We start from the raw sequence: 21,332 nt of genomic DNA, 5'->3' as shown, positions 1-21,332 counted from the left end.
TTAGTTCTCTCCCCGTTGTTCGTCGGCTTCTGTCCGCGCGGCCTGGACTTCGCGGATGCGGTCTGGCCAGGTGGACCGGATGAAGGCCAGGATGTTGTGAATTTGCTGGTCGGTCAGCACGTCTGCGAAACCGGGCATGCCACTGTCGAATTCGACGCCCTGACGCGCCAGAAGCGCCGCACCCCCCAGTTTTGTGTAATCGAAGAGCAGGCTGTCAGGATGATGCCAGGTGTGACCCGTCTCATCATGTGGTGGTGCTGGCAGGCGCCCATCCGCGCCGGGCGTTCGCCATTCCGGCTGGCCTTCCAGACCCGCGCCATGACAAGACGCACAGTTTTCTGCGTAGAGCAACGCGCCTTCTTCGATGTCGTAGCTCTCCGCCCTGGACGCGCTGCTGACATCCGAGGATGCACTGGTCGAGAGCCAATACGTGAAGGCGGCTGCTGCGACAGTGATCGGAAGGGACCAAACGAGATATCTCATGTGACCCGTATCCAGGTTGTCATGCCAGATGCGGCGTGGCTGAGCATGTGGCAATGGAACAGCCACTTGCCGGGATTGTCTGCCGTAAAGGCGATCTCCCGGGACTCGTTGCCGGCCAACAGGATCGTGTCCCGCATCGGCCCGAACGCGCCGTCGGGGCGCAGCTCGCGGAAATGCATCCCGTGCAGGTGCATCGCATGTGGGAAAACGGTCTGGTTCTCGATCTTCAGGCGCACCGGCTCGTTCAGGGATAGATCGGCCAGTGGCGTGTAGGTCATTTCGGCGACATCATTCAGGGCCCAGAATTTGCCCGCTTGGGCAAGCTGACGGAATCCAAGACGTTCCCCGCCAAGCAATGCGGACTGCATTCGCCCCATTGCCCCGCCGGACATGACCAGTCTCAAATCACGCGCATCGGCAAGGTCCGGGGCGTGTGCCGCGGGGTTCGGCGGCAACGGCAGTGGCTTGCCTCTTGGTACTGAACTGGCTGTGCCGTTGACCAGAAAACTCACCAACGGGGTCAGTTGATCATCATCGCCGATGCGAAGCAATTGGGCGGTGCCGCCTTCGTCTTCGGTCACATCCACAATTAAGTCGACGCGCTGTGCCGGGCCGAGGATCAACTCGCCGTCAACCGACTGGGGTTGGCCGGTTGGCATTCCATCCACGGCCACCGTCCAGCCACTGAATCCAGAGAGCCTCAGCGGGAAAATTCGAGCGCTTGCTGCGTTGATGATCCGCAAGCGAATGCGCTCGTTGCGCTGCGCGGGCAAGGTCAGGTCATAGCGCCCGTTGGTCGTGATAAAGTTGCCGGTACGTCCACCGTGGCTCATAATCATGGGCTGTTCGAAATTGTCGAACAGCTGCCCGCTCTCAGGGTCGAGCAACCAGTCCTCCAGAACGATGACTTCCTCGCGGTCGATGTCCGGTCCATCGACCTCTTCGACGATCAAGGCACCGCGCAGACCACGCGCGACTTGCTCGTATGAGCGATTATGCGCGTGATACCAATAGGTGCCCGCGTCCGGTACGACGAAGTCGTAGTCAAAGGTTCCACCCGGCGCTACGGCCTCTTGGGTCAGCCCTGAAACGCCATCCATCGCGTTGTCGATCCGGATTCCGTGCCAGTGAACCGAACTGGGATCGGGTACCTCGTTGCGAAACCTGCGACGCACCCGATCGCCTTGTGTGACCCTGATTTCCGGGGCCGGAACGAGGCCGTCATAGCCCCAGATCTCTGTTTCCGGGTAGGTGTCCGGAAGAAGCTGTCGACGTGCAACCTTGGCAATCAGGTCCTCGAACGGGGTCGCGGCAAAAGCCGACTGCGGGATGGCCGCCGCGCAGGCCGCCAGTGTTGCATGGCGCAAGAAATCCCGACGTGTTTGTCTCATTTCGATCCTCGAGAAAGCGGGGGCGTGTTGCCCCCGCGTGGTGTTAGTTCGACGCGGGGTTCTCCGCCTCGACCGTGTCCTTGTTCAGCAGGAAAAGCGCCATCGCTTCGCGATCGGCAGGTGTCAGAAACCGAGTTCCCTCGCGAACCACTTCCGCCATGCTGCCGCCGAAAGCATCGCCCGAAGGGGTGATGCCGGTCTGGAGCGCATAAGCGAGGTTTGAAACCGTCCAGTCATTTTTGACCAGGTCTTTTGGCCGTATCGCGGGGGCCTTGCTGCCACCGGGAAGCTGGGCGTTGCCTGCAAAGGAAGCACCGATATCGCGGCCTCCCGCAAGATTGCGCGGCGTATGGCAGGCTCCGCAATGTGCCGCACCGCGCACCAATTCCCGTCCTCGATTCCATGCGTCGCTTCGCCCTTCAATCGGTTCGGTATCCGGATCGTAGAAGAACGCCGCTCGCCAGAGCTTCAGCCCCCATCGTTGGTCGAATGGGAAGCTGACATCATTTTCTGGTGCAGGCTCGTCCACGGGCGGCACGGTTTGAAACGCCGCCCAGAGGTCAGCGATATCCTGATCAGAAAAATCCGCATAGAAGGTGTACGGGAAAGACGGATAGTACGGCGTTCCATCGGGGCCGATGCCTTGCCGCACGGCTTTTGCGAACTGTTCTGCCGTCCATTCGCCCATGCCATGTTCCGGGTCTGTCGTCAGGTTGGGCGGGTAGAACGTTCCGAACGGGGTTTCGAGCGGCGCCCCTCCGGCAAGTGGTGCGCCGCCCGCTTCAAAATTGGTATGACAGGCAATGCACCCACTGGCGCGCGCCAGATATGCGCCCCGGTCGACATTGCCCTCTATTGCAATCGGAGTCACTGCACTGCCGACAGGCCATGCAATCACGACGCCGAGGCTGGCCGCGCCCAGCACGGCGGCCCCGCTGACGAGTGTCAAGAACCGGCGCATGGTCAGTCTTCTTCCGCCCGGAAGCGTTCATGGCATGCGGAACAGACCTGGGTCGTCATCGCGAATGCTGCGTCGGCGGGCATTTCGGCAATGGCGGCCGCATCCATCATGTCGCCTCGGCCCATCATCGTGCTCCCGCCCATCATGGTTGTATCGCCTCCCATCATTGACCCGCCGCCCATCATCGAGGCGCCATCCATGGAGGTATTGCCGCTCATGCCGCCCAATCCATTGTCGGCTGCGCGTTCCAGGCCCTCAGAGTATTCTTCCAGCTGACTTGCCAATGCCGCGAAGCGCTCCCAGTCGGTCCACACCTCGTCCTTGGCTTCCGAGGGCATGCCCCCTGTGCCCTCTGGGAACAGCTTTGTCATGCTCTCACCGGCGTGCTGCTGGAACAGGCGCGCGGCATCGCGCACTGTTTCTGCGTCATAGGCCGTTTCGCCCCGCATCATCGGGGCCACGGTCTTGACCGCCTTCCCCATTGCAAGCATGGCATCCATGCGCTCTTTCACGATGCCGGTGGCACCGCTATGCGCGAATGCCGTGACCGCAGTACCTGCAATCAACACTGCCGCTACGATAGTCGTCTTTTTCATGTCTTCGATCCTTCTTTGGGTCTGCTTTTCGAGCGATGTGAAATCAGACCCACCGTCGGGGCGGTGGAGGATCGCTGATCGGGCGCAATTCGGTTCGTTGGATCGCGCCGTCTTGCATGACGGCTTTCAGAAAAGAAGGCTCGTACGCCATGTTCGGCTGAAGCAATAACGCTGCCGGGACAGAACAATCGAGGCCTGGATGGCAGTGGCCAGAGGCCTCGGTCGATGGCCCTGCGTCTTCGTGACCATGGTATTCCTGCCCCAACGACGTTTCACCATGATATACCGGCGCCTCTGGCACCCCGAGTACTACAAGGAAAAGGCCGAAAACGGCCGACAGAATCCATCGGTTCGTCTTCGACCAACGCATCAGTTGATCCCGTTGGCCCGCTGCAATTCGCGGACATAGGCGGCCACCATCTTGACGTCTCCTTGGGTCAATCCCTCGATCTTAGGCATATTACCGAAATTCCAGTGATGTGCACGGACGCCGTTTTGAGCTGCCAGAACAAAAGCCATGTCCGAATGGTGGCTCGGTTCGTAGATCTTGTGCACGAGAGGCGGCGCAACACCGTTGCGACCGGCGGCATTTTCGCCGTGACACTCGGAACATTTTGCCTCGAATATGTTCTTCCCAAGCGCCGCCTGCTGCGAGAGTGCGTCAGGCAGCTGGACCTGGACGATCGGATCGCCTTCGGCAATCTCGCTTGTGTCAGGTGGCGTCATGGAGTGGCCAACCGCTAAATCTTCGGCTCCAACGAACTGCCAAACGGCAAAACCCCCGCCGATAACAAAAACGGCACCAATCAGCGCAGTTAATTTGTCCATGCCTGTATCTTCCGCCTTGCCCGTTGGGTCAGATGAGTTTGACTTGAGTGCCGACAGGCGCTCGCTCGTAGACTTCCTCGATCTGTTCGTTGAACAAACCGATGCAGCCGTTTGACGACCGGCGGCCGATCTTGCGCGTGTCCTGTGTCCCGTGAATACGGTAGTACTGCCACGACAGGTACAGTGCGCGAGTACCCAAGGGGTTGTCCGGATCACCCCCCTCGATACGTGCCGGCCATTCCGGATTGCGTTCCCGCATGGAGGGCGTCGGCGCCCAACTGGGGTTTTTGCGTTTTTCCACCACTTCAGTGTAACCGCGTTTGGTGAGTTCGTCGGTCAGCGGAACGGATGTCGGGTAAATCCGCATCTCGCCGTCCGCTGTCCAGTGCTGTAGCGCCATCGTCACGGTGTCTGAGATGATGATCCCTTTGCCGAGCGTGTCGAAATGGTCTTGCCAGTCATGAACTCGGAAAGAAGAAATGTTGCGGCGAATGGTTTCGGCTCGAACCACGCTTGGTGCAACCAAAGCGACAGCCGCATACCCCAACAGGCTTCGTCGATTGATCTTGTTGTTTCGCGATGTCGTCATGACACACTCCTAGCCTACGGTTTGTACATGTCTTTTACGGGAGACCCGGCATCAGGCAACCTGACAAGGCCGCGAGAAGTGTATCCATTTGTATCCTTGACCTTACCCTGCTGGAGGGTCGCAAATGACGCCAGGAACGAGACAAAGAGGGTGTCATGGACGACGAAAATCCCAAGAATAAGCCGATTACAGACAAGCTCATGCATTACGGAATGATGGCGTGTTGCATTGTGATGCTGTTGCCCGTGATCGGTTTTTTTCTCGCTGGCGGAACGCTTGCGGGTATGTGGGGCAATGCATCGGCTTTCGCCCCGCTCCTGTTGTGCGTTGGAGCGCATCTTGTGATGCATAGATTCATGGGGAAATCGTGCCATTCCGACAAGGCAAACGATACTATCGAGGAAGCGCCCGAGCCCATAAGTTCCGTGATTCCTAGCGTCGCCCGCAACAGGCAGTGATGTGCGAGGGAAAGCAAAGGTATTCGTATTGCTGTTGATGGTTACATTACTTGGAGGTTGCGCGGGAAGCCTTGCAGACTGCCTAGATCTGAAGGCTATCGTGTCCACGAAGCAAGCGTCAGACCTTCTGCCGGATGGGTGTCGAACCCTTTCATCTTCTGCGACTGGCGTTGCGCGAATTGTCTGTGCGGACGGTCGTCAGGGTTTTGCCACAGGTGGACTTTGACGCAATTTCCGCCGTCCTGGCGAAATCTGCGGAAAATATGGGAAGGAAGCAGGTATCTTGATCGATTGCCTTTTGATCCTGCGACGGGTTTTGCTTATTCCCTTCGTGCTCCTGGCCGTTGTCTCTGGAAGTGTCGCGGCAGCAACCTCTGCTGAATACCAGAGCGCGCCACTCACCGCGCATCTCATTAGTGTACAGGACGGCGTTCCCGAGAACACACAGACTCTGTCAGCCGGGCTTCACCTTCAACTGAACGAAAACTGGAAGACCTATTGGCGGTCGGCGGGCGAGGTGGGAATACCGCCTTCGGTCGAATGGAGCGGTTCCGAAAACGTCGCAGATGTCGAATTCATGTGGCCCGCCCCGACGCGCTTCACCGCCTTCGGCATCGAAAATTTTGGTTATGCGGGTGAAGTCGTCTTTCCGCTGCGCATAACGCTCAAAGATCCCGGCGCACCTGTGACTCTTTCCGCGCAGGTCAAACTGCTGGTGTGCTCCAATGTCTGTGTCCCGGAAGAGTTTGACCTGTCACTTCGCCTCGGACGGGGCAACGTCATCGACAGCACTTCGGCTGGGCTGATCGGTACGTTTTCCGAGCGCGTCCCCGAAGGGGCCAAGACGAGCGGCGTCAGCGAGGCAAATGCCTTCATCGACGAAGACCTCACGGAGTTGATCGTCAGCCTTCGCGTCGATGAACCACTCCAGTCGCCGGATGTGTTTCCCGAACTGGGTATGGGTGTTGCGCTTGGCAAACCCGATATCCGTTTGGGAGAAGAGGATCGTTTGCTTTGGGCGCGCTTGCCGATCCTCTCGTCGAATACGGATGTGACAGTGGCTCCGTCGATTACCGTCACCGACGGCGAGAACCGGGCCTTCACGATCATCGCGGATCGCGTGGCGCAAGGAATAGCACCACCCTTTGAACTGGCCGCCACGACACCGGACATGATGGAACTGATCTGGATTGCCGCGATCGCGCTGCTGGGCGGATTGATCCTGAATGTGATGCCCTGCGTGCTGCCGGTGCTGTCCATCAAGGTGTCGTCTGTGCTCAAACACACCGATCACGACACAACCCGTGTCCGGTTCGGTTTCGTCGCTGCCAGCGCCGGCATCATGACGTTCATGTGGGGTCTGGCGCTCGTCCTCTGGGCGCTCCAGACGGCAGGCCTCAGCGTCGGGTGGGGTTTGCAGTTTCAAAGCCCGCTGTTTCTTGCGGCGATGATCGCTGTCCTGCTCGTCTTTTCGGCAAATCTGTTCGGAGCGTTCGAGTTCGCCCTTCCACACGGCATGCAGACGCGGCTTGCAGGGGCCGGAGGACGCAACGGGTATTCCGCCGACTTTTTCACTGGCATGTTCGGTGCCGTCATGGCGACGCCTTGTTCGGCACCGTTCCTCGGCACCGCGGTGGCCTTTGCTTTGGCCGGGCGTGGCGTGGACATCCTCATCGTCTTTACGAGCCTCGGGCTCGGCCTCGCCCTGCCCTATCTCGTCATCGCCGCGTTCCCGCGTCTGGTCGCATTCATGCCCAAGCCTGGTCGATGGATGCTGATCATCAAAAGCGTCATGGGGGTTTTGTTGCTTGCAACCGCCGTGTGGCTGTTCTGGGTGCTCGACGGTGTCGCCGGGCTTGCGTCTGTCATCGCGGTCGCGGCGTTGTCCGGTCTCGCCGTTCTGATACTATCTCTCCCGAATGTGCAGTCCCAATTCAGGTGGTCTATTGCCATAGCCAGCCTTGTCCTGGCCATTGCCGCAGGTCCTCTCTTGCAGCAATCAGCACCTGCGCGTTCGACGCCGCAGTTGGCAATGGCTTGGATCGCATTTGATCGTTCGGAAATAGCGAAACGCGTGTCCGCAGGAGAGGTCGTTTTTGTCGATGTGACCGCTGACTGGTGTCTGACTTGCAAAGCGAACAAGACACTTATCATCGATCGGGAGCCAGTCCGGAGCGCGCTTGAAGCGCCTGGAGTCACGGCGATGCAGGCAGATTGGACACGCCCGGACACGCGCATTTCCCGCTACCTTGAGAGTTTCGGCAGATACGGCATCCCCTTCAATGCCGTCTACGGACCATCGGCACCGAACGGCATTGTGCTGTCCGAATTGCTAAAAACCGAGGACGTGATGAACGCCTTGGCGCAAGCCAGTGGTCGGGATGTTTCCGCAAAGGTTGCCGGACAGGAGTGACCTGCTCGACCGGGACACCGAGCAGTAGTCAGCCGCCGAGCCGCTCAAGCGCGGCACGGACCGCCGCACGCCGAGGATCACTGGCGGGCTGCTGCTCCAACAGCGCTTCAGCCTTGCGGTAGGCCTCAACGGCGCGATCGGGCTCCTGAAGGACGGTATAGGCATTTGCCAGCCGCATCCAACCATCCAGATCGTCCGGTTCATCCTCAAGACGCTCGGCCAGCCGCGAGACCATCGATCGGATGAACTCCGCGCGATCCGCGTCATTCATCTCCGACGCCGCCGCGACATCTGCGGCACTCGGGCCTGGTTGCGACGTCGGCCCGCTGGGTAGATTGACGACCGGAAGGTCAGCTGCCGCTGCAATCCGGTTGATCTGCGCTGCATAGGTCTCCATCCAGGGAACGTAAGCCTCTTCCTGATTCAGTCGTGAAACAAGCAGATCGTAGGCCTTACGCGTCTCTTCTTGCTGAAAGTAATACAGAGACTCGAAGTAGGTTGCCGCAGGATTGGATGGGTCAAGGTCCAAAGCGCGATCAATGGCCAATTTCGCCCGTGGAATAACAACGCCGTCATTGGCAACCGCGACAGCCTCTGCCAGCATGGAGAATGTCGCGGAGGTGGCATCCTCCCGTTCGGCAACGACTTCGAAGGCTTCGACGGCATCGGCTGCTCTGCCCATGCGCTGATAGGTCTGGCCCAACAGCATCCACCCTTCGCTAGGGCCGCCGGTCGGATCGGATACAAGCCTTTCGCGAAGTTGTATTGCCAGCGCCGTCACTTCATCAGTCTGTGCCCGCTCCTCTGCACGGGCAGCGAAGGCCATTGAAGGAACCTCCGGCGATCCCATCGTCAGATAGTAGCCCGCGGCAATAACCGGCGCGAGGACCGCCGCGACAACGAGAGTGACTCTGCCACCATTACGGGATGATCCGGCTTTTTCTTCCGAATTGCGGGTCGTCGCGAGGATCCGTTTCTTGATCTCGAGTCTGGCCGCTTGAGCTTCCTGTTCAGAAATCAAACCGCGGTCCATGTCTCGTTGGATTTCCCGCATCTGATCGGCGAGGATCGCCGGTACCGCATCCCCTCTGGTGAGAGTGTTCGATTTGGACAGCAGCAGCGGGTAGAGGACAATTCCGATTGCGACCAGCGTCAAAAGAACGAAAATACCCCAGATCATGACGCATCCCCCGCTTCGTTTTGCCTGAGAATTTCGGACACGGTGTTCTCATCCTCCGAGCCCAAGTCTTCAAATGCCTCTTGCTTTCGCCGACTCATCAGTAGCCCGCCACCAACGAAAACCCCGATCAGAACGAAAGCGATCGGAGCGAACCAAAGCGCGTAGGTCGCAGGCTCCAGAGGCGGTTTCAGCAGCACGTAATCCCCGTACCGCGCCCGTATGTATTCGATCACCTCCGCGTCGCTGTCTCCAACGACCAGGCGCTCGCGTACGAGCAGACGCAAGTCCCGCGCCACACCCGCGTTCGAACTGTCGATGTCCTGGTTCTGACAGACGACGCATCGTAGATCCTTGGAAATCTCCCGCGCACGCTGTTCCAATACCGGGTCGGTCAGCATTTCGTCCGGTTCCACCGCATTGGCGGCAAAGGGAAGGAGCCCGATGCAAAACGCGAAAATCAACTGTCTCATGAACCTGCTCCATTTGGCAGTGCGCCTGCCTGCTTCAGGGCTTGCGTGAACCGTTCGACGGCGTCCGGACCCACGACCGGCCCGACATAGCGAAACAAAACGGTGCCATCGCTATCGACGATGAAGGTTTCCGGCACGCCCGACAGGCCCCATTCGATCCCGGTCCGGCCCGACAGGTCGGACCCGATCCGCTCGTAGGGATTGCCGAGGTCATTGAGCCACTTCACGGCATCCTCAGGTTTGTCTTTGTAGTTTATTCCGAACAACCGCATGCCGTCTCGTTCGACAAATCTTGTCAACACGGCATGTTCCGCGCGGCAGGGCACGCACCAGGACGCAAAGACATTGACCACGACCGGTCGTTCGTTGCCGACAAGATCGCTTCGGGCCAGGCCGGGTGTCTCCAACCCCGGCACGGGATCGAGGTCGAACGCCGGGGCCGGTTGCGAGATCAGGACGGAAGGGATCTCGTTGGGATCCCGGTCGGGATTGAGCCCCCAGAGAAAAAAACCCCCGAATATGACCGCCGCAATAAACGGCAGCCCGGCAATGAGACGTTTCATCTTCTCTCCTACTCGGCAGGAACGGCATCGCTGGCTGGCTGTTTGGCGCGGCGCGGCGCCCCGACCCTCAAACGGCGATCCGACAAGGACAAACAGCCACCGATCACCAGCAGGATCGAGCCGATCCAGATCAGGTTGACGAGCGGTTCATAGAGGATCCGAAGGGTCCATGCTCCGGCGTTGTTCACTTGATCGGAGGCTGGCGTTGCAATCGACGTATAGAGATCACCCGCCAATGTAGAGCGGATGGCCGACTCCGTCGTCTGGCTTTCCGCGACCGGGTAATACCGGCGTTCTGGGAAAAGCGTCGTGACCAGCTCGCCATCCCGACGGACCACAAGGGTGCCGCGATCCGCGATGTAGTTCGGCCCTTGAACCTGTGTGGCCCCTTCGAAGGTGATGTCGAACCCCGCGATCGTGACTTCGGTCCCGGGGGCGGCAAAGACGATCTCCTCACTCTTCCATCCGGTCGAGCCGATCATCCCCATCATCAACACAGCGACGCCGGCATGGGCGAGTGTCATACCGTGAGAGGCGCGTGGCAGATTGCGCGCGCGTCTCGCGCTCTCTGCAAGGGGAACCTCGAACAGGCGGATGCGTAGCGCCCATTCCCGTAGGGTTGCAAAAAGCAGCCACGCTGCGCCAAGGATGGCAAGATAGGCCATGATCGGCCCACCGTTCAGAAGATACCATGCGGCCAAAGCTGCGATGAACGCCAGAACGACCACGAACCGAATGCGATCGAGCAACCCGGCGATATCAGCCCGCTTCCACGACAGGAATGGACCAAGACCCATGAACACGACCAGTGCCAGCATCATCGGAATGAAGGCCGCGTTGAAGAAAGGTGGACCGACCGAGATCTTGTCCCCGGTGACAGCCTCCAGGATCAGTGGATAAAGCGTCCCGAACAGGACCGTTCCCGTAGCGGCGGCCAGAATGAGGTTGTTCACGAGCAGCCCGGCCTCGCGGCTGATCGGGCGAAACAGACCACCCGGCTCCATTTCGGGCGCCCGCCAGGCGTAGAGCGCCAGCGACCCACCGATGGACACGGCCAGCAGACCCAGAATGTAAAGCCCGCGCTCTGGATCGACGGCGAAGGCATGCACGGATGTAAGCAGGCCTGACCGGACGATGAACGTCCCGAGCAGCGAAAGCGAGAAAGTCAGGATGGCAAGTAGGATGGTCCAGCTTTTGAACGCGTCGCGCTTTTCGGTGACGATGGCGGAATGCAGCAGCGCCGTGCCCAGAAGCCAGGGCATGAAGCTCACGTTCTCGACCGGGTCCCAGAACCACCAGCCGCCCCAGCCCAGTTCATAATAGGCCCACCACGATCCAAGAGCGATACCTGCCGTAAGGCTGACCCACGCGGCCAATGTCCACGGGCGGACCCATCTGGCCCAGGCCGGATCGACGCGCCCTTCCAGAAGAGCCGCAACGGCAAAGGAAAACACGATGGAGAAGCCGACATACCCGAAATACAAGAGCGGCGGGTGCATGGCGAGACCCATGTCCTGAAGCAACGGGTTGAGGTCATTGCCGTCGAGCGGCGGCGGAAACACCCGCTCGAAGGGGTTCGACGTCAGCAGCAGGAAGGACAGGAAGCCGACGCTGATCCACGCCTGCACCGACAAGGTGCGCGCCTTGGTCTCGGCGGGGATGTTCGATCCGAACCAGGCGACGCCCGCGCCGAACACCGCGAGTATCAGGATCCAGAGCAGCAGCGAACCCTCATGGCTGCCCCAGGTCCCGGCCACCTTGTAGAGCATTGGCTTGAGCGAATGGGAGTTCTCGACGACGTTCCTGACGGTAAAATCGCTGACGATGAAAGCCTGCATCAGCGCTGCGAAGGCGATGGCCACAAACAGCACTTGTCCTATTGCCGTCGCCTGGGCGGATTTCATCCAGACGGCATTTCTACGCGACGCACCTGCAATCGGTAGAACACTCTGAACAAGCGCAAGCGCCAGTGCGAGGGCCAGTGCGAAGTGACCAATTTCCGGGACCATGGCGTTCTTTCCTATTCAGCGTCGGTGGGCGTCGCGTCGGACGGCTTTGGCGTCCGCGGCGGGGTCTATTCGTCGAGCGTTGCTTTGCGGCGACGGAACTCTTCTTCGTCGATTTCCCCATTTGCAAAGCGGCGCCTGAGCGCTTCCTGCGCGTCCGAGTCCGGGGGACGGGTGCCATTGTCCCGCAGCCTGAACACCAGAAACACCACCAATGCGATCAGCGCACCCCAGAAGGCGAGCATCATGAAGCCGCCCATAAAGCCATAGCCACTGCCCCACATGTGCCCCGTCCAGGAGCCTGGTCCATCAGCCTGCGCCATGCTGGCGGGCAAGCTGGCCAGCAACGGCAGGATCAACGCGTTCAGTTTCATCTGTTTCTCCTTCGATCAGTTCGGTTTCATCCAACGGGATGGTGACAACAGCGCGCAAACCCGCGCTGTTCTGATTGACCAGCTGGATATCGCCGCCATGGGATTGGACGATTGTCCTCGCGATTGAGAGCCCAAGCCCATAACCGCCCGTTTCCAGAGACCTCGATTGCTCGAGGCGATAGAACGGATCGAAGACCTTTTCCAACTGGTCGACGGGAATGCCGGGCCCATTGTCATCGATGTTGAGTACGAGGTTCGAACCGTGGGTCGCCCAGCTGACTTTTGCGGCACCACCGTAGCGAACGGCGTTCTCAAGCAAGTTCCTCAGTGCCCTTCGGAACGCGTTGGGTCGAAGCCGCACGGCAACATCATCACTCGGGGCAAAGGTGCAGTGTGCCGCCATATCGCTGCACAAGCTGTCCAGAAAATTGCGCAGATCGACCACTTCGGCACCTTCGGATCCGGTAAGGCCGCGTGCAAAGGTGAGCGTCGCTTCGACCATACTCTGCATCTCTTCGACCGATGCGATGAGGCTGTCCCGCGTCTCTTCTTCGTCAACCAGCTCCGCGCGGACACGCATGGCAGTCAACGGCGAGCGTAAATCGTGGCCAAGGGCTGCGAGCATACGTGTACGATCACTGACAAACCGGGTCAGCCGTCGTTGCATGCGGTTGAATGCGACGGTCAGATCTCTGACCTCGGTCGGCCCTGTGACCGCCAATTCGCCCACATCTTCGCCCCGGCCAAGATGGTCCGCGGCCTTCGACAGGTGCCGCAAAGGACGCGTCAGGCGCGTCATTACAAACCAGAAGATCGCCACCAGAAGCAGTCCGGCGGAAATCCCGAAGGTCAGCATCGAATAGAAAGGCCATTGGATCGGCGGTCGCTCGAACCGCGTTCCGACATTCAGCCAACGCGCTCCCTTGATGGCGATGGACAGGTTCATTTCAACCGCTGTCAACTCTCCGCGCATCATCGCGAGATGCATTTCTGTCATCTCGTCCGAGAGATTGGGAAGAGGCCGCAACTCGCCCTCGACCTCGTGCAATTCAACGCGAATATCCCGGCTGTAGCTGTCATCCATCAGGGCGCGTATGCGCGCTTCCACGATGCCGCCGTCCGAATGACCGGTGTGATCCACGATCGGAGCGTCCGACAGATCGAACCGGATCAGAGGCGAATTTGCCGCGCGAAGGATCGAGTCCTGCAGATCCAGCGGGGCCTCTTCGATCAACCGCGCGACATTCGCTGCGCGACCCGCGGCCTCGAATCCTAAAGCTGCACGGATCGCAAGGCTGCGCTCGTCGGCGAACAGGAACAGGCTGATCACCTGGGCCACGACAAGTGCCGCGACCACAAGCAGGATCAATTGGCCGCTCAGAGATCTCATCGCACGGCGCATCACGGCGCATCCTCGACATCGGCAGCCAGACAGTATCCGCCGTTCCGCACCGTTTTGATGACACTGGGCCTAAGTACATCCGGCTCGATTTTGCGGCGGAGACGGCTGATCTGATTGTCGATGGTGCGATCCATCGGGCCTGCCGTCCGACCAGCGGTCAGGTCAAGCAACTGGTCACGGCTGAGCACCATCCTCGCGCGTTCCAGCAGGACCGCCAGCAATTTGAACTCGGAGGTCGTCAATGGGGTCTCGGTGGTGGACTCGTCAATCAGCACCTGCCGGTCGGTATCCAGTATCCAGTGCGCAAAAGAGACTTTCCTCCCAGCGAGGCTTCCGGCCACAGGTTCGTCGCGGTTGCTTCTCCGAAGAACCGACTTGATGCGGGCGAGCAGTTCTCGTGGATTGAACGGCTTGGCGAGATAATCGTCCGCACCGATTTCCAGACCCACGATCCGATCCGTTTCCTCACCAAGCGCCGTCAGCATGATGATCGGAAGATCACCCTCTGGCGCAAGTCTGCGGCAAACCGACAAACCGTCCTCGCCCGGCATCATGACATCGAGCACGAGGAGGTCGAAGTGACCAGTGGCCAGCTTGGCATCCATCTCCACGGCATCCCTGGCGACGGTCGTGCGCATTCCGTTCTTCTCCAGGAAGCGCGCGACGCTTTCGCGTATCTGAGCGTGGTCGTCCACGATAAGGATATGAGGTGGCGGTCCCATGGCGTCCTTCCTAGATCATCGTTGCATTCTGTTTCATGGGCAGAATTGTAGCCGTTTGTATCAGGTCAGTCCCTTGCTACAGATGGATACAAATCTGTGCCTGCACCGTGTCGTGCTCCCGGGTAGCGTCGCGCGTATGTTACGTGACCTTTGGGATCGCAACCGATCAAAGGATGAGGTTTTCGAATATGGCTCTTGATTTGAACCGGCGCCGTTTCGTTCTGGGTGCTCATATGACGGTGCTGACCGTCGCGGCGTCACCGCTGTTGGCGCAGAGCCGATCTGTCTGGTCGGCAGAGAATGCCTTTGACGCGCTTCTATCGGATACGGCGCGGATCATCGATGTCAGAACGCACAAAGAGTGGCAAGAAACCGGCGTAGGTGCTGGTGTATGGCCGATAAGCATGCACGCGTCCGGTTTTCCGGACCGATTGTTCAGGGCCAAGGAACTGAGCGGTGATCGCACTGTTGGACTGATCTGCGCCACTGGCGGACGCTCCGCATCGCTGCTTCGAGCGTTGAGACAAGCTGGTTATTCGGGCTACGCCGATATCTCGGAAGGGATGTTGGGATCAGGCGAAGGGCCTGGCTGGATCGCATCGAACTTGCCGACCGTTCCGGTGGATGTCGCCCTGAACGGGTTGCCCCCCGCGTTGGCCTGACCAGTGAAGAATCAATTGGTCCCGTTGTGCTAAAAGCCTGATGTATGGTCAAATTGACCTGTTTGAACAGGAAGACGGGTTTGGGTGTATGACCGAGTTGATGGCTATGTTTGTCGGAATATGCGCGGCGATCGTGATGGGAATTGTCCATCATTATGCGTTGTCGGGCATTCTGAAGTTTTCCCCGCAGCGGTCGGATGGCTCCGGCTTTCGGATCATCCTGACGTTTTCCACGTTGCTGTTGCTGCATGTCTTGGAACTTGTGACGCTCGCCGTGTTCAACACGATGGTGGTGGCAAGCGTTCTGCCGCAATCGTTCAGCAACAGCCCTCCGATGTTTCAGGATGTTCTCTATGTTACGGGCATCTCGTTCTCGACCCTCGGCTATTCGTCCATAGAGGTGGTCGGGCCCTTTCGACTATTGCTGATGCTGCAATCGCTTTTGGGCTTCATGTTGCTGACCTGGTCAGCGACGTTTCTTTACTCAGCCTGCCAGCAAGTCTGGCAGAAGGCGAAAGATGACTGAAAATCGCCACGCGCGTCGGACATGAGCTTGGCGTCAGCGTCAAATACGTCCTGATATCGGTCCTTTGACCTCACCGTGGAACGGTTGAGTGAGCGCTGCGTTGCGCGCGTGGATGAATAGCCCTTGACCTTCCAGTTGCTGGAATCCCTAGGTACAAAGCCATGGCACAGATTTTCGAAAAGACAGGCGATCACGTATCGCACCATCGACACGGGGATATCTTGAAATCTCCCGTATGGGTTGGCGTGTTGCTTGTCGTTCTCACATTGCCGGCTCACCTTTTTTTGGATGAGCAAAGCTCGATAGCTCTTGCTTCGATCACGCTTGCTTTGATTGGCGGTGCCTATATCGGCTTTGGCGCTGCGGACGGCAGAGCGCGCGTGTTCTGGGCAGAGCTCGCGGTCGCCCTTTTGTTCGGCTTAGCAGCGTTCCTGGGGCTGATATGGCAGTGGGCCTTCCTCCCCTTGGGCTTGGCCCTTCACGCCCTTTGGGACATGTCACACCACAATTCTTATCGTCTCGCCCGGATTCCGAACTGGTATATTCCATTCTGCGTGGCCTTTGACCTTTTGGCAGCGACGTTCTTCGTTCTGCTCTATGCCGTGTTTTGATCCATGATGATGCGCATCCTTCTTATGGCGGTGTTCCTGATGGGAGTCGTCGCATTGGCCTTCCCGGACGTCCTTGGCGTTGACATTCGCCTGCCGGATCGCGCGGAAATTGACCGCTGGATCGAGGCGGCAGGTCTTGCCGGACCAATTGTCATCGTGGCGCTCATGACAATCGCTATTGTCGCAAGCCCCCTGCCCTCGGCGCCAATCGCACTCGCCGCCGGAGCGGCTTATGGACACACGTACGGGACGCTCTTCGTCGTTCTAGGTGCGGAACTCGGTGCGCTTGCCGCCTTTGGTCTGGCCCGCGGCTTGGGTCGTCCCTTCGTTGAGCGTCATCTCGGTCAGAAGATTAACGCAGGCCTGTTCGGGTCCCAGAACACTCTGACCTTCCTGGTCTTCGGCAGTCGCCTGCTGCCGTTTCTGTCCTTCGATATGATCAGTTACGCCGCAGGTCTGAGCAAGCTGCATCTTTGGAGGTTCGCGCTGGCCACGATGGCCGGGATTATTCCAGCGAGTTTCTTGCTCGCTCACATGGGCAGCCAGGCGATGAACGGCGATGCCCGCACTGCCACATGGACCGCACTTGCGCTGGGTGGCTTTACCGGCCTGTCGGTTCTCTTCGCCGCGACGCGAAAGACCGGTACGAAACGGAAGGAGAGCTGATATGGCCAGTCATTCCCACGCCGGGCATATGCCGAGTTCCGGCAAGGCCCTTGTGATTTCGGCCTGGCTCACCGGCGTCTACTTCGTGATTGAACTGGCCGTCGGGCTCTGGACTGGCTCGATTGCCGTCCTGTCGGATGCGTTTCACACCCTGTCGGCGGTTGGCGGCGTTCTGGTGGCCATCATCGCGCAGCGCATTGCGCGCCGCCCGGCGGATTCGGCGCGGAGTTTCGGCTGGTACCGCGCCGAGATCATCGGGGCACTGGTGAATGGCGGCTTTCTTCTCGGTATGGCGCTTCTGGTGATCTGGATGGGCGCGATGCGGCTCGGGAATCCGATTCACCTGGCCACGGGTCCCATGCTCTGGGTCGCCTTCGGAGGCCTGGTCACCGAAGTGATCTCGCTGGGGCTGATGTGGCAATCGAGCAAGGACGATCTGAATGCCCGTGGTGCGCTCTGGCACATCATCCAGACCTTTGTCGGCAGCCTCCTGATCATCGTCACCGCTCTAGTGATCGAGTTCACCGGCTTTCTGGCGATTGACCCGATCCTCGGCATGGCGTTCGGGGTGGTTCTCCTCTGGGCCTCCGTCGGCGTCATCAAGGAAGCGGTCCACATCCTCATGGAAGGCACGCCAGAGGGAACGGATCTCGAGGCTGTGACGACGGACCTGCGCGGCCAGGACGGGGTTCTGGACGTTCACCATGTGCATGCCTGGACGCTGACCAGCGGCAAACACGCATTTTCTGCCCATATCCGCCATGGTGAGCCCGCAGAGGCCGCGGACCTGCTGAACCGGGCCTATCGGCGGCTGACGGAACAGCATGGGTTTCACATGGTCACGCTGCAGCTCGAAACAGAGTGTCTCGACGAGCGCCACGCGCGGGATCTTGATATAGTCCAGATAGCGGCTGCAAAGGCTGCTGTCGCGTTGCCCTTTAATCTGAGACGCGACGCGTTTGGCGACAATTTTTGCCCTTAATTGTGAGATACGGCTGTCATGGGGCCCCTGTTTCTCGCGCACCTTTGCGCGATGTGATCAACCGCGGCAAGCAATCGAGGCTCCTTCTCGAAGGCGCGCAAGAGAGCAACCCTTGCATAGTCGTCGATGCTTTTGCTGACGATGGCTGCCTTAGCCAAGGGATGAGATCGAGCGGCGGCGATTGCGGCGAGGCAGAACAGCCTAACTTCCGATCTGGGGTTCTGGACAGCGAACGACGGATCCCCGCGGAAGGTTTTGAGTGACATGGCAAAGGTGACTGCGCGCATTGCGCGCCGAAGTTGCTTGGGGCCGCGCGAGCGCGCGGCGCACTCAAGCATCTCTGCCCCGCGGCGCGCTCGGTATATCAGTTTTCCAGATATTTGTTCCTCACGGAGTTTGCCAAGGGTCTGCACAAGTCTCGTCCCGCAAACTTGGCAGTCAAATGCCCAGGCCCGCCTCCAATGCCTGAGCAAAAGACCCTCTCTGGAGCATCGCAGGCAATGCTGGAATGGCATCTGAGCCGTCAGTGAGGCTTCTCGTGGCGTCATTGCCGGAAAGGTCAAAGATCGAACAACATCTGGGTTAACCCGTGCGGCGTTGGCAATCTTCGCCGCCGCAGCCGCGTCGACGTTGAAGTCCAAGGCGGTGCCATGCGCGGTATCGATTCTGAGATGAGCCAGTAGTTCCGCATCATCACAGTAGTTGGCCGCCGCCAGCCGAGACAACCAACCTGACAACAACTCGTCTGGCAGCGGCGCGACAGTCTTGGGCAGCGGGTGCGGCTTCACACCCGGGACTTCTGGAGCCGCCGATGGGGGTTCGCATGGCGCGACCAAACCGGCGTCCATTTTGCGATTGCGTCATCGGTGATGCATTCCTCGCCTGTGATAATGGCGTCGATGGAAAGATCCTTGACCAGAGCGAAGATGCGCGAGGTCACCCCACCGGTCAGTGCCAAGACCTGCTTGAGAGATTTGACCTTCAGGTTGGACTTCTTTTCCAGTGGCATGGCAGCAATAAGGGTCTGGATCATGTCCGAGAACTCGGCATCGTCGCGCCAGTTTGGCAGATGATGTTCGTCCAGCCGTCGGGCAAGCTGGATATCACCGCGAATAGCATCGACGGCCTCGCTGACCCCAAGGCAGACCAGTGACACCTCGAGTTCATTGCTGAGATACCGCAGGACATTGAGAAATCGGCGCTGTTCGCGGTGGGTCCCGGCCAAGAGATTGTGGACCTCGTCGATCATGATCATCCGCAGGCCAAGGTCGCGTAAGAGCGCGATGACACGGACTTCGAGGGAAGCCACATTTTGAGCGCGGGCGCTAAGAGCCGTCGCCGGGGCGCCGACGGCGGCCAGGATGTGCAGGTAAAACCGCCGTTCATCAGGTGCGGGCGGCGCTTGCAACAGCAGAAGCGGTGTGCGGGTGATGCCCGACGCCGGATCGTATTCTGGTGCGAACTTGCGCGACAGGTTTCGGGCAATCATCGTCTTTCCGATCCCGGAGGCGCCATGCACAAGAAGCCCAGGCATACGGGTTTGTCGTGGCGCTTCGATCATGCCCTGCAAGCGGTCCAACACCTGTTCCGCCCGAGGAAAGCCGATCCAGATATCCGATTGAATGAGGGCGATCCGGCCGTCTTCTTCAGTTGTCCCTGCCCTCAATTCACCATCTCTCCACCTTGAACAATGGGCGCGATGTATCACCCGTATCGATCGGGCGCAGCCCTTCGGTTGTCGAGACGGCCGAGTTCGTGCCCTTCAATGTCCCTTTTCTTTCACGGGTTCTGCGTTCGGCCTTCGTCAGGCCCCGGCTTTCAGCTTCGATCTGGCGTTGCTGTCGGATCAGCTCAGCCAGCACCAGCTCATTAGACCCGGACTTGCCAAGGGCACGGGCCTTCCTCATCGCTTCGCGATATTCCCAGAGCGAGACGGGCGGAATTTCCAGGTTTCTGTACCGCGCCTCAACATACCGGCCATCGTCCAGTTCGACCCAGATCATTGAGATATCGCGAGGATCGTAGCGAACGACCACCTTTCCATCCCCGCGCCCAATGTGGCCTGCAAGGGCATCGGACCAGTACCTTATCTGGAACAGATGGATGCCGTCACGCCTGATCTTGCGCGGTTCACTCGGCAGGAAGCTCACCTGAAAGGCTTCCATCTCGAAGGGGATGTCGCCTGTCATTTGCTCTGAGAGCGCCTCCCATTTGGCAACGGGCGTGCAGCCAAGACTTGAATGAATGCTGTTGTTGTAACGGCAGATTTCCAGAGCAAACCAGCGATCGAATTCGCTCAACGTCATCGTGGCCTTGCTTTCGGCGTCATAGTCGCCCTTTGCCGCGATCGAGGATTGCGTTGTTCCCGGCAACAGGTGAACGGCCCCCATCATGGTGCCGATCAACCGTTCGATGTGACCACCGAAGTGAGGACTTGCTGGCGGTCGATAGACCAGATCGATCCCCCAATCCGCACAGGCCGACCGAAAGGCGCGCGACCGGAAATCGCGACCGTTATCGACGTGGATGCTGTGCGGTTTGCCCTGTGCCGGCCAAGGAACATCGCACGCCAATTCCGCAAGAAGTTCCTCCTTGAGGGTCACCGCCTGTGTCAGGCAAAGCGCCACTGACAGACGCGAAGGTGCCTCGAGAGAGGTGTAATATCCGGTCACCATCCGCGTTGCGACGTCGATCGCCAGCGTGACCCAAGGCCGCCCAATTGGTTTGCGTTCAAAGCCGTCGACAAGAATGATGTCCGCCGGTGTATGATCAATTTGGACGATCTCCAGTGGCATACTGGCCTTGTTCTCACCTGTGACCGGCGCAAATTTCTGGCGGGCCGCCTTTGCGCCCTCTCGTGCCTTCGCAACTTCGCGGGCATCCATCGCATCCAGACGACGCTGAACCGTTCGCCGTGTCGGCGGTTGCAAGCCCTCCTGCCAGCAAGCGCTGCGGATTTCTGTCACGACGCGCGACAAGCTCGAACGCTCCCGGCGCAAGAAATAGCGGCGAAGGTGCTCCTCGATTACCGCTTCGACTTTGCTGGATATTAACATCGTCCCGGTCGGGCGGCCCCGTTTCCGCGGAGCCAGAGCGCTGGTGCGCCCACCCTCTTCCGCCAACCGTTTTATCCAACGCCAGACCGTCGCCCTGCTGACACCAAGCTCCCAAACGGCGTCATTGATGCCACGTTCCAGGCTGCCAGTCCCATTGAGATATGCCTGAACAAGAGGGCGCAGCACCGCGGCCCTGCGCGCCTCTTCAGCACCAACGGCAACGGAGTCTTCGCCATCATCATTCATCGATATTTGCCGCAAATGTCTGTGAACCCTGTCTCAGGTTTAAGGGCAAAAATATCAGAATTAAAGGCAAAATCTCATATTTAAGGGCAAAACTCAGCCGTTGATTTCGTTGGATTTCCCATCTCACAATTAAGGGCTACGCGACAG

At 59.3% G+C, this 21,332-nt stretch carries 23 protein-coding genes; 7 read left to right on the top strand and 16 right to left on the bottom strand.

Annotation, left to right across the window (positions count from 1 at the left end; all coding sequences use genetic code 11):
* From CLM60_RS01705 to CLM60_RS01680, 6 genes are all read right to left on the bottom strand, one after another.
* Positions 1–483 carry a c-type cytochrome gene (locus CLM60_RS01705; RefSeq protein ID WP_095587519.1) on the bottom strand — a complete coding sequence of 161 codons (483 nt, stop codon included), beginning with the start codon at positions 481–483 and terminating at the stop codon, positions 1–3.
* Positions 480–1,874, bottom strand: coding sequence for a multicopper oxidase family protein (locus CLM60_RS01700; protein WP_095587518.1), 1,395 nt, complete (start codon positions 1,872–1,874; stop codon positions 480–482). Before CLM60_RS01700 ends, CLM60_RS01705 begins: the two co-directional genes overlap by 4 nt.
* A 43-nt stretch (positions 1,875–1,917) precedes the next feature.
* Entirely contained in the window at positions 1,918–2,835 is a 918-nt protein-coding gene (locus CLM60_RS01695) for a c-type cytochrome (RefSeq protein WP_007803405.1), read from the bottom strand.
* 2 nt (positions 2,836–2,837) lie between these two features.
* Positions 2,838–3,431: a c-type cytochrome gene (locus CLM60_RS01690; RefSeq protein WP_007803403.1), complete on the bottom strand. Its 594-nt coding sequence runs from the start codon at positions 3,429–3,431 to the stop codon at positions 2,838–2,840.
* Positions 3,432–3,800: 369 nt separating this feature from the next.
* Complete coding sequence (locus tag CLM60_RS01685) at positions 3,801–4,259, bottom strand: c-type cytochrome (protein ID WP_007803401.1); 459 nt, start codon at positions 4,257–4,259, stop codon at positions 3,801–3,803.
* A gap of 28 nt (positions 4,260–4,287) precedes the next feature.
* Complete coding sequence (locus CLM60_RS01680; RefSeq protein WP_009807486.1) at positions 4,288–4,848, bottom strand: L,D-transpeptidase; 561 nt, start codon at positions 4,846–4,848, stop codon at positions 4,288–4,290.
* Between the two features lie 155 nt (positions 4,849–5,003).
* On the opposite strand from CLM60_RS01680, the gene CLM60_RS01675 reads away from it, so the two are divergent.
* Together CLM60_RS01675 and CLM60_RS01670 are read left to right on the top strand one after the other, a co-directional pair.
* Positions 5,004–5,306 carry a DUF2933 domain-containing protein gene (locus CLM60_RS01675; RefSeq protein ID WP_007803398.1) on the top strand — a complete coding sequence of 101 codons (303 nt, stop codon included), beginning with the start codon at positions 5,004–5,006 and terminating at the stop codon, positions 5,304–5,306.
* 283 nt (positions 5,307–5,589) lie between these two features.
* Complete coding sequence (locus CLM60_RS01670) at positions 5,590–7,719, top strand: protein-disulfide reductase DsbD family protein (protein ID WP_009807485.1); 2,130 nt, start codon at positions 5,590–5,592, stop codon at positions 7,717–7,719.
* A 28-nt stretch (positions 7,720–7,747) separates the two neighbouring features.
* Here CLM60_RS01670 and ccmI read toward each other — a convergent pair whose 3' ends face one another.
* The 7 genes from ccmI to CLM60_RS01635 all read right to left on the bottom strand — a co-directional run bounded on the left by ccmI (position 7,748) and on the right by CLM60_RS01635 (position 14,436).
* A complete protein-coding gene (gene ccmI, locus CLM60_RS01665) occupies positions 7,748–8,899 on the bottom strand; it encodes a c-type cytochrome biogenesis protein CcmI (protein ID WP_008327282.1) in 1,152 nt (383 codons plus the stop codon).
* Positions 8,896–9,369, bottom strand: coding sequence for a cytochrome c-type biogenesis protein (locus tag CLM60_RS01660; RefSeq protein ID WP_009807484.1), 474 nt, complete (start codon positions 9,367–9,369; stop codon positions 8,896–8,898). Before CLM60_RS01660 ends, ccmI begins: the two co-directional genes overlap by 4 nt.
* On the bottom strand, positions 9,366–9,932 hold the full coding sequence (locus CLM60_RS01655) for a DsbE family thiol:disulfide interchange protein (RefSeq protein WP_009807483.1): 567 nt from the start codon (positions 9,930–9,932) through the stop codon (positions 9,366–9,368). The genes CLM60_RS01660 and CLM60_RS01655 overlap by 4 nt, the downstream gene beginning before the upstream one ends.
* Positions 9,933–9,940: 8 nt before the next feature.
* Complete coding sequence (locus CLM60_RS01650) at positions 9,941–11,941, bottom strand: heme lyase CcmF/NrfE family subunit (RefSeq protein WP_095587517.1); 2,001 nt, start codon at positions 11,939–11,941, stop codon at positions 9,941–9,943.
* 65 nt (positions 11,942–12,006) lie between these two features.
* Positions 12,007–12,312, bottom strand: coding sequence for an SHOCT domain-containing protein (locus CLM60_RS21120; protein WP_222481198.1), 306 nt, complete (start codon positions 12,310–12,312; stop codon positions 12,007–12,009).
* Positions 12,248–13,714: an ATP-binding protein gene (locus tag CLM60_RS01640; protein WP_009807480.1), complete on the bottom strand. Its 1,467-nt coding sequence runs from the start codon at positions 13,712–13,714 to the stop codon at positions 12,248–12,250. The genes CLM60_RS21120 and CLM60_RS01640 overlap by 65 nt, the downstream gene beginning before the upstream one ends.
* The gene (locus tag CLM60_RS01635) at positions 13,714–14,436 is read right to left on the bottom strand and encodes a response regulator (protein WP_007803380.1); all 723 of its coding nucleotides are present in this window, start codon (positions 14,434–14,436) and stop codon (positions 13,714–13,716) included. Before CLM60_RS01635 ends, CLM60_RS01640 begins: the two co-directional genes overlap by 1 nt.
* A 188-nt stretch (positions 14,437–14,624) precedes the next feature.
* Between CLM60_RS01635 and CLM60_RS01630 the strand changes: the two genes are divergently transcribed.
* The 5 genes from CLM60_RS01630 (at position 14,625) to CLM60_RS01610 (ending at position 17,883) form a co-directional block, all read left to right on the top strand.
* Entirely contained in the window at positions 14,625–15,098 is a 474-nt protein-coding gene (locus CLM60_RS01630) for a rhodanese-like domain-containing protein (RefSeq protein ID WP_008327269.1), read from the top strand.
* An 88-nt stretch (positions 15,099–15,186) separates the two neighbouring features.
* On the top strand, positions 15,187–15,624 hold the full coding sequence (locus tag CLM60_RS01625; RefSeq protein WP_222481193.1) for an ion channel: 438 nt from the start codon (positions 15,187–15,189) through the stop codon (positions 15,622–15,624).
* Between the two features lie 161 nt (positions 15,625–15,785).
* Positions 15,786–16,235 (top strand): DUF6010 family protein, encoded by a 450-nt coding sequence (locus CLM60_RS01620; RefSeq protein ID WP_008327267.1) that lies wholly within the window; start codon positions 15,786–15,788, stop codon positions 16,233–16,235.
* A gap of 3 nt (positions 16,236–16,238) precedes the next feature.
* A complete protein-coding gene (locus CLM60_RS01615) occupies positions 16,239–16,901 on the top strand; it encodes a TVP38/TMEM64 family protein (protein ID WP_008327266.1) in 663 nt (220 codons plus the stop codon).
* Between the two features lies 1 nt (position 16,902).
* Positions 16,903–17,883, top strand: coding sequence for a cation diffusion facilitator family transporter (locus tag CLM60_RS01610; RefSeq protein WP_009807478.1), 981 nt, complete (start codon positions 16,903–16,905; stop codon positions 17,881–17,883).
* On the opposite strand, the gene CLM60_RS01605 is transcribed toward CLM60_RS01610, so the two are convergent.
* From CLM60_RS01605 to CLM60_RS01595, 3 genes are read right to left on the bottom strand one after another with little or no spacing between them, the layout of a single operon-like run.
* Entirely contained in the window at positions 17,880–18,671 is a 792-nt protein-coding gene (locus CLM60_RS01605) for a TniQ family protein (protein ID WP_040610016.1), read from the bottom strand. The genes CLM60_RS01610 and CLM60_RS01605 overlap by 4 nt on opposite strands.
* Positions 18,668–19,549 carry a TniB family NTP-binding protein gene (locus CLM60_RS01600; RefSeq protein ID WP_095587516.1) on the bottom strand — a complete coding sequence of 294 codons (882 nt, stop codon included), beginning with the start codon at positions 19,547–19,549 and terminating at the stop codon, positions 18,668–18,670. The genes CLM60_RS01605 and CLM60_RS01600 overlap by 4 nt, the downstream gene beginning before the upstream one ends.
* A gap of 1 nt (position 19,550) precedes the next feature.
* Positions 19,551–21,185: a Mu transposase C-terminal domain-containing protein gene (locus CLM60_RS01595; protein ID WP_141246441.1), complete on the bottom strand. Its 1,635-nt coding sequence runs from the start codon at positions 21,183–21,185 to the stop codon at positions 19,551–19,553.
* Between the last annotated feature and the right edge of the window lie 147 nt (positions 21,186–21,332).

The sequence above is a fragment of the Actibacterium ureilyticum genome (assembly GCF_002285435.1).
GTDB lineage: Bacteria > Pseudomonadota > Alphaproteobacteria > Rhodobacterales > Rhodobacteraceae > Actibacterium_C > Actibacterium_C ureilyticum.
This window is presented reverse-complemented; position numbering and strand designations above follow the sequence as displayed.

Bases quoted from the DNA above. Each gene is read 5' to 3' on its own strand.
- CLM60_RS01700 (WP_095587518.1), bottom strand. From the start codon at position 1,874: ATGAGACAAACACGTCGGGATTTCTTGCGCCATGCAACACTGGCGGCC.
- CLM60_RS01620 (WP_008327267.1), top strand. From the start codon at position 15,786: ATGGCACAGATTTTCGAAAAGACAGGCGATCACGTATCGCACCATCGA.
- CLM60_RS01705 (WP_095587519.1), bottom strand. From the start codon at position 483: ATGAGATATCTCGTTTGGTCCCTTCCGATCACTGTCGCAGCAGCCGCC.
- CLM60_RS21120 (WP_222481198.1), bottom strand. From the start codon at position 12,312: ATGAAACTGAACGCGTTGATCCTGCCGTTGCTGGCCAGCTTGCCCGCC.
- CLM60_RS01635 (WP_007803380.1), bottom strand. From the start codon at position 14,436: ATGGGACCGCCACCTCATATCCTTATCGTGGACGACCACGCTCAGATA.
- CLM60_RS01610 (WP_009807478.1), top strand. From the start codon at position 16,903: ATGGCCAGTCATTCCCACGCCGGGCATATGCCGAGTTCCGGCAAGGCC.
- CLM60_RS01625 (WP_222481193.1), top strand. From the start codon at position 15,187: ATGACCGAGTTGATGGCTATGTTTGTCGGAATATGCGCGGCGATCGTG.
- CLM60_RS01650 (WP_095587517.1), bottom strand. From the start codon at position 11,941: ATGGTCCCGGAAATTGGTCACTTCGCACTGGCCCTCGCACTGGCGCTT.
- CLM60_RS01660 (WP_009807484.1), bottom strand. From the start codon at position 9,369: ATGAGACAGTTGATTTTCGCGTTTTGCATCGGGCTCCTTCCCTTTGCC.
- CLM60_RS01595 (WP_141246441.1), bottom strand. From the start codon at position 21,185: ATGAATGATGATGGCGAAGACTCCGTTGCCGTTGGTGCTGAAGAGGCG.
- CLM60_RS01630 (WP_008327269.1), top strand. From the start codon at position 14,625: ATGGCTCTTGATTTGAACCGGCGCCGTTTCGTTCTGGGTGCTCATATG.
- CLM60_RS01695 (WP_007803405.1), bottom strand. From the start codon at position 2,835: ATGCGCCGGTTCTTGACACTCGTCAGCGGGGCCGCCGTGCTGGGCGCG.
- CLM60_RS01655 (WP_009807483.1), bottom strand. From the start codon at position 9,932: ATGAAACGTCTCATTGCCGGGCTGCCGTTTATTGCGGCGGTCATATTC.
- CLM60_RS01690 (WP_007803403.1), bottom strand. From the start codon at position 3,431: ATGAAAAAGACGACTATCGTAGCGGCAGTGTTGATTGCAGGTACTGCG.
- CLM60_RS01680 (WP_009807486.1), bottom strand. From the start codon at position 4,848: ATGACGACATCGCGAAACAACAAGATCAATCGACGAAGCCTGTTGGGG.
- CLM60_RS01685 (WP_007803401.1), bottom strand. From the start codon at position 4,259: ATGGACAAATTAACTGCGCTGATTGGTGCCGTTTTTGTTATCGGCGGG.
- ccmI (WP_008327282.1), bottom strand. From the start codon at position 8,899: ATGATCTGGGGTATTTTCGTTCTTTTGACGCTGGTCGCAATCGGAATT.
- CLM60_RS01615 (WP_008327266.1), top strand. From the start codon at position 16,239: ATGATGATGCGCATCCTTCTTATGGCGGTGTTCCTGATGGGAGTCGTC.
- CLM60_RS01640 (WP_009807480.1), bottom strand. From the start codon at position 13,714: ATGCGCCGTGCGATGAGATCTCTGAGCGGCCAATTGATCCTGCTTGTG.
- CLM60_RS01675 (WP_007803398.1), top strand. From the start codon at position 5,004: ATGGACGACGAAAATCCCAAGAATAAGCCGATTACAGACAAGCTCATG.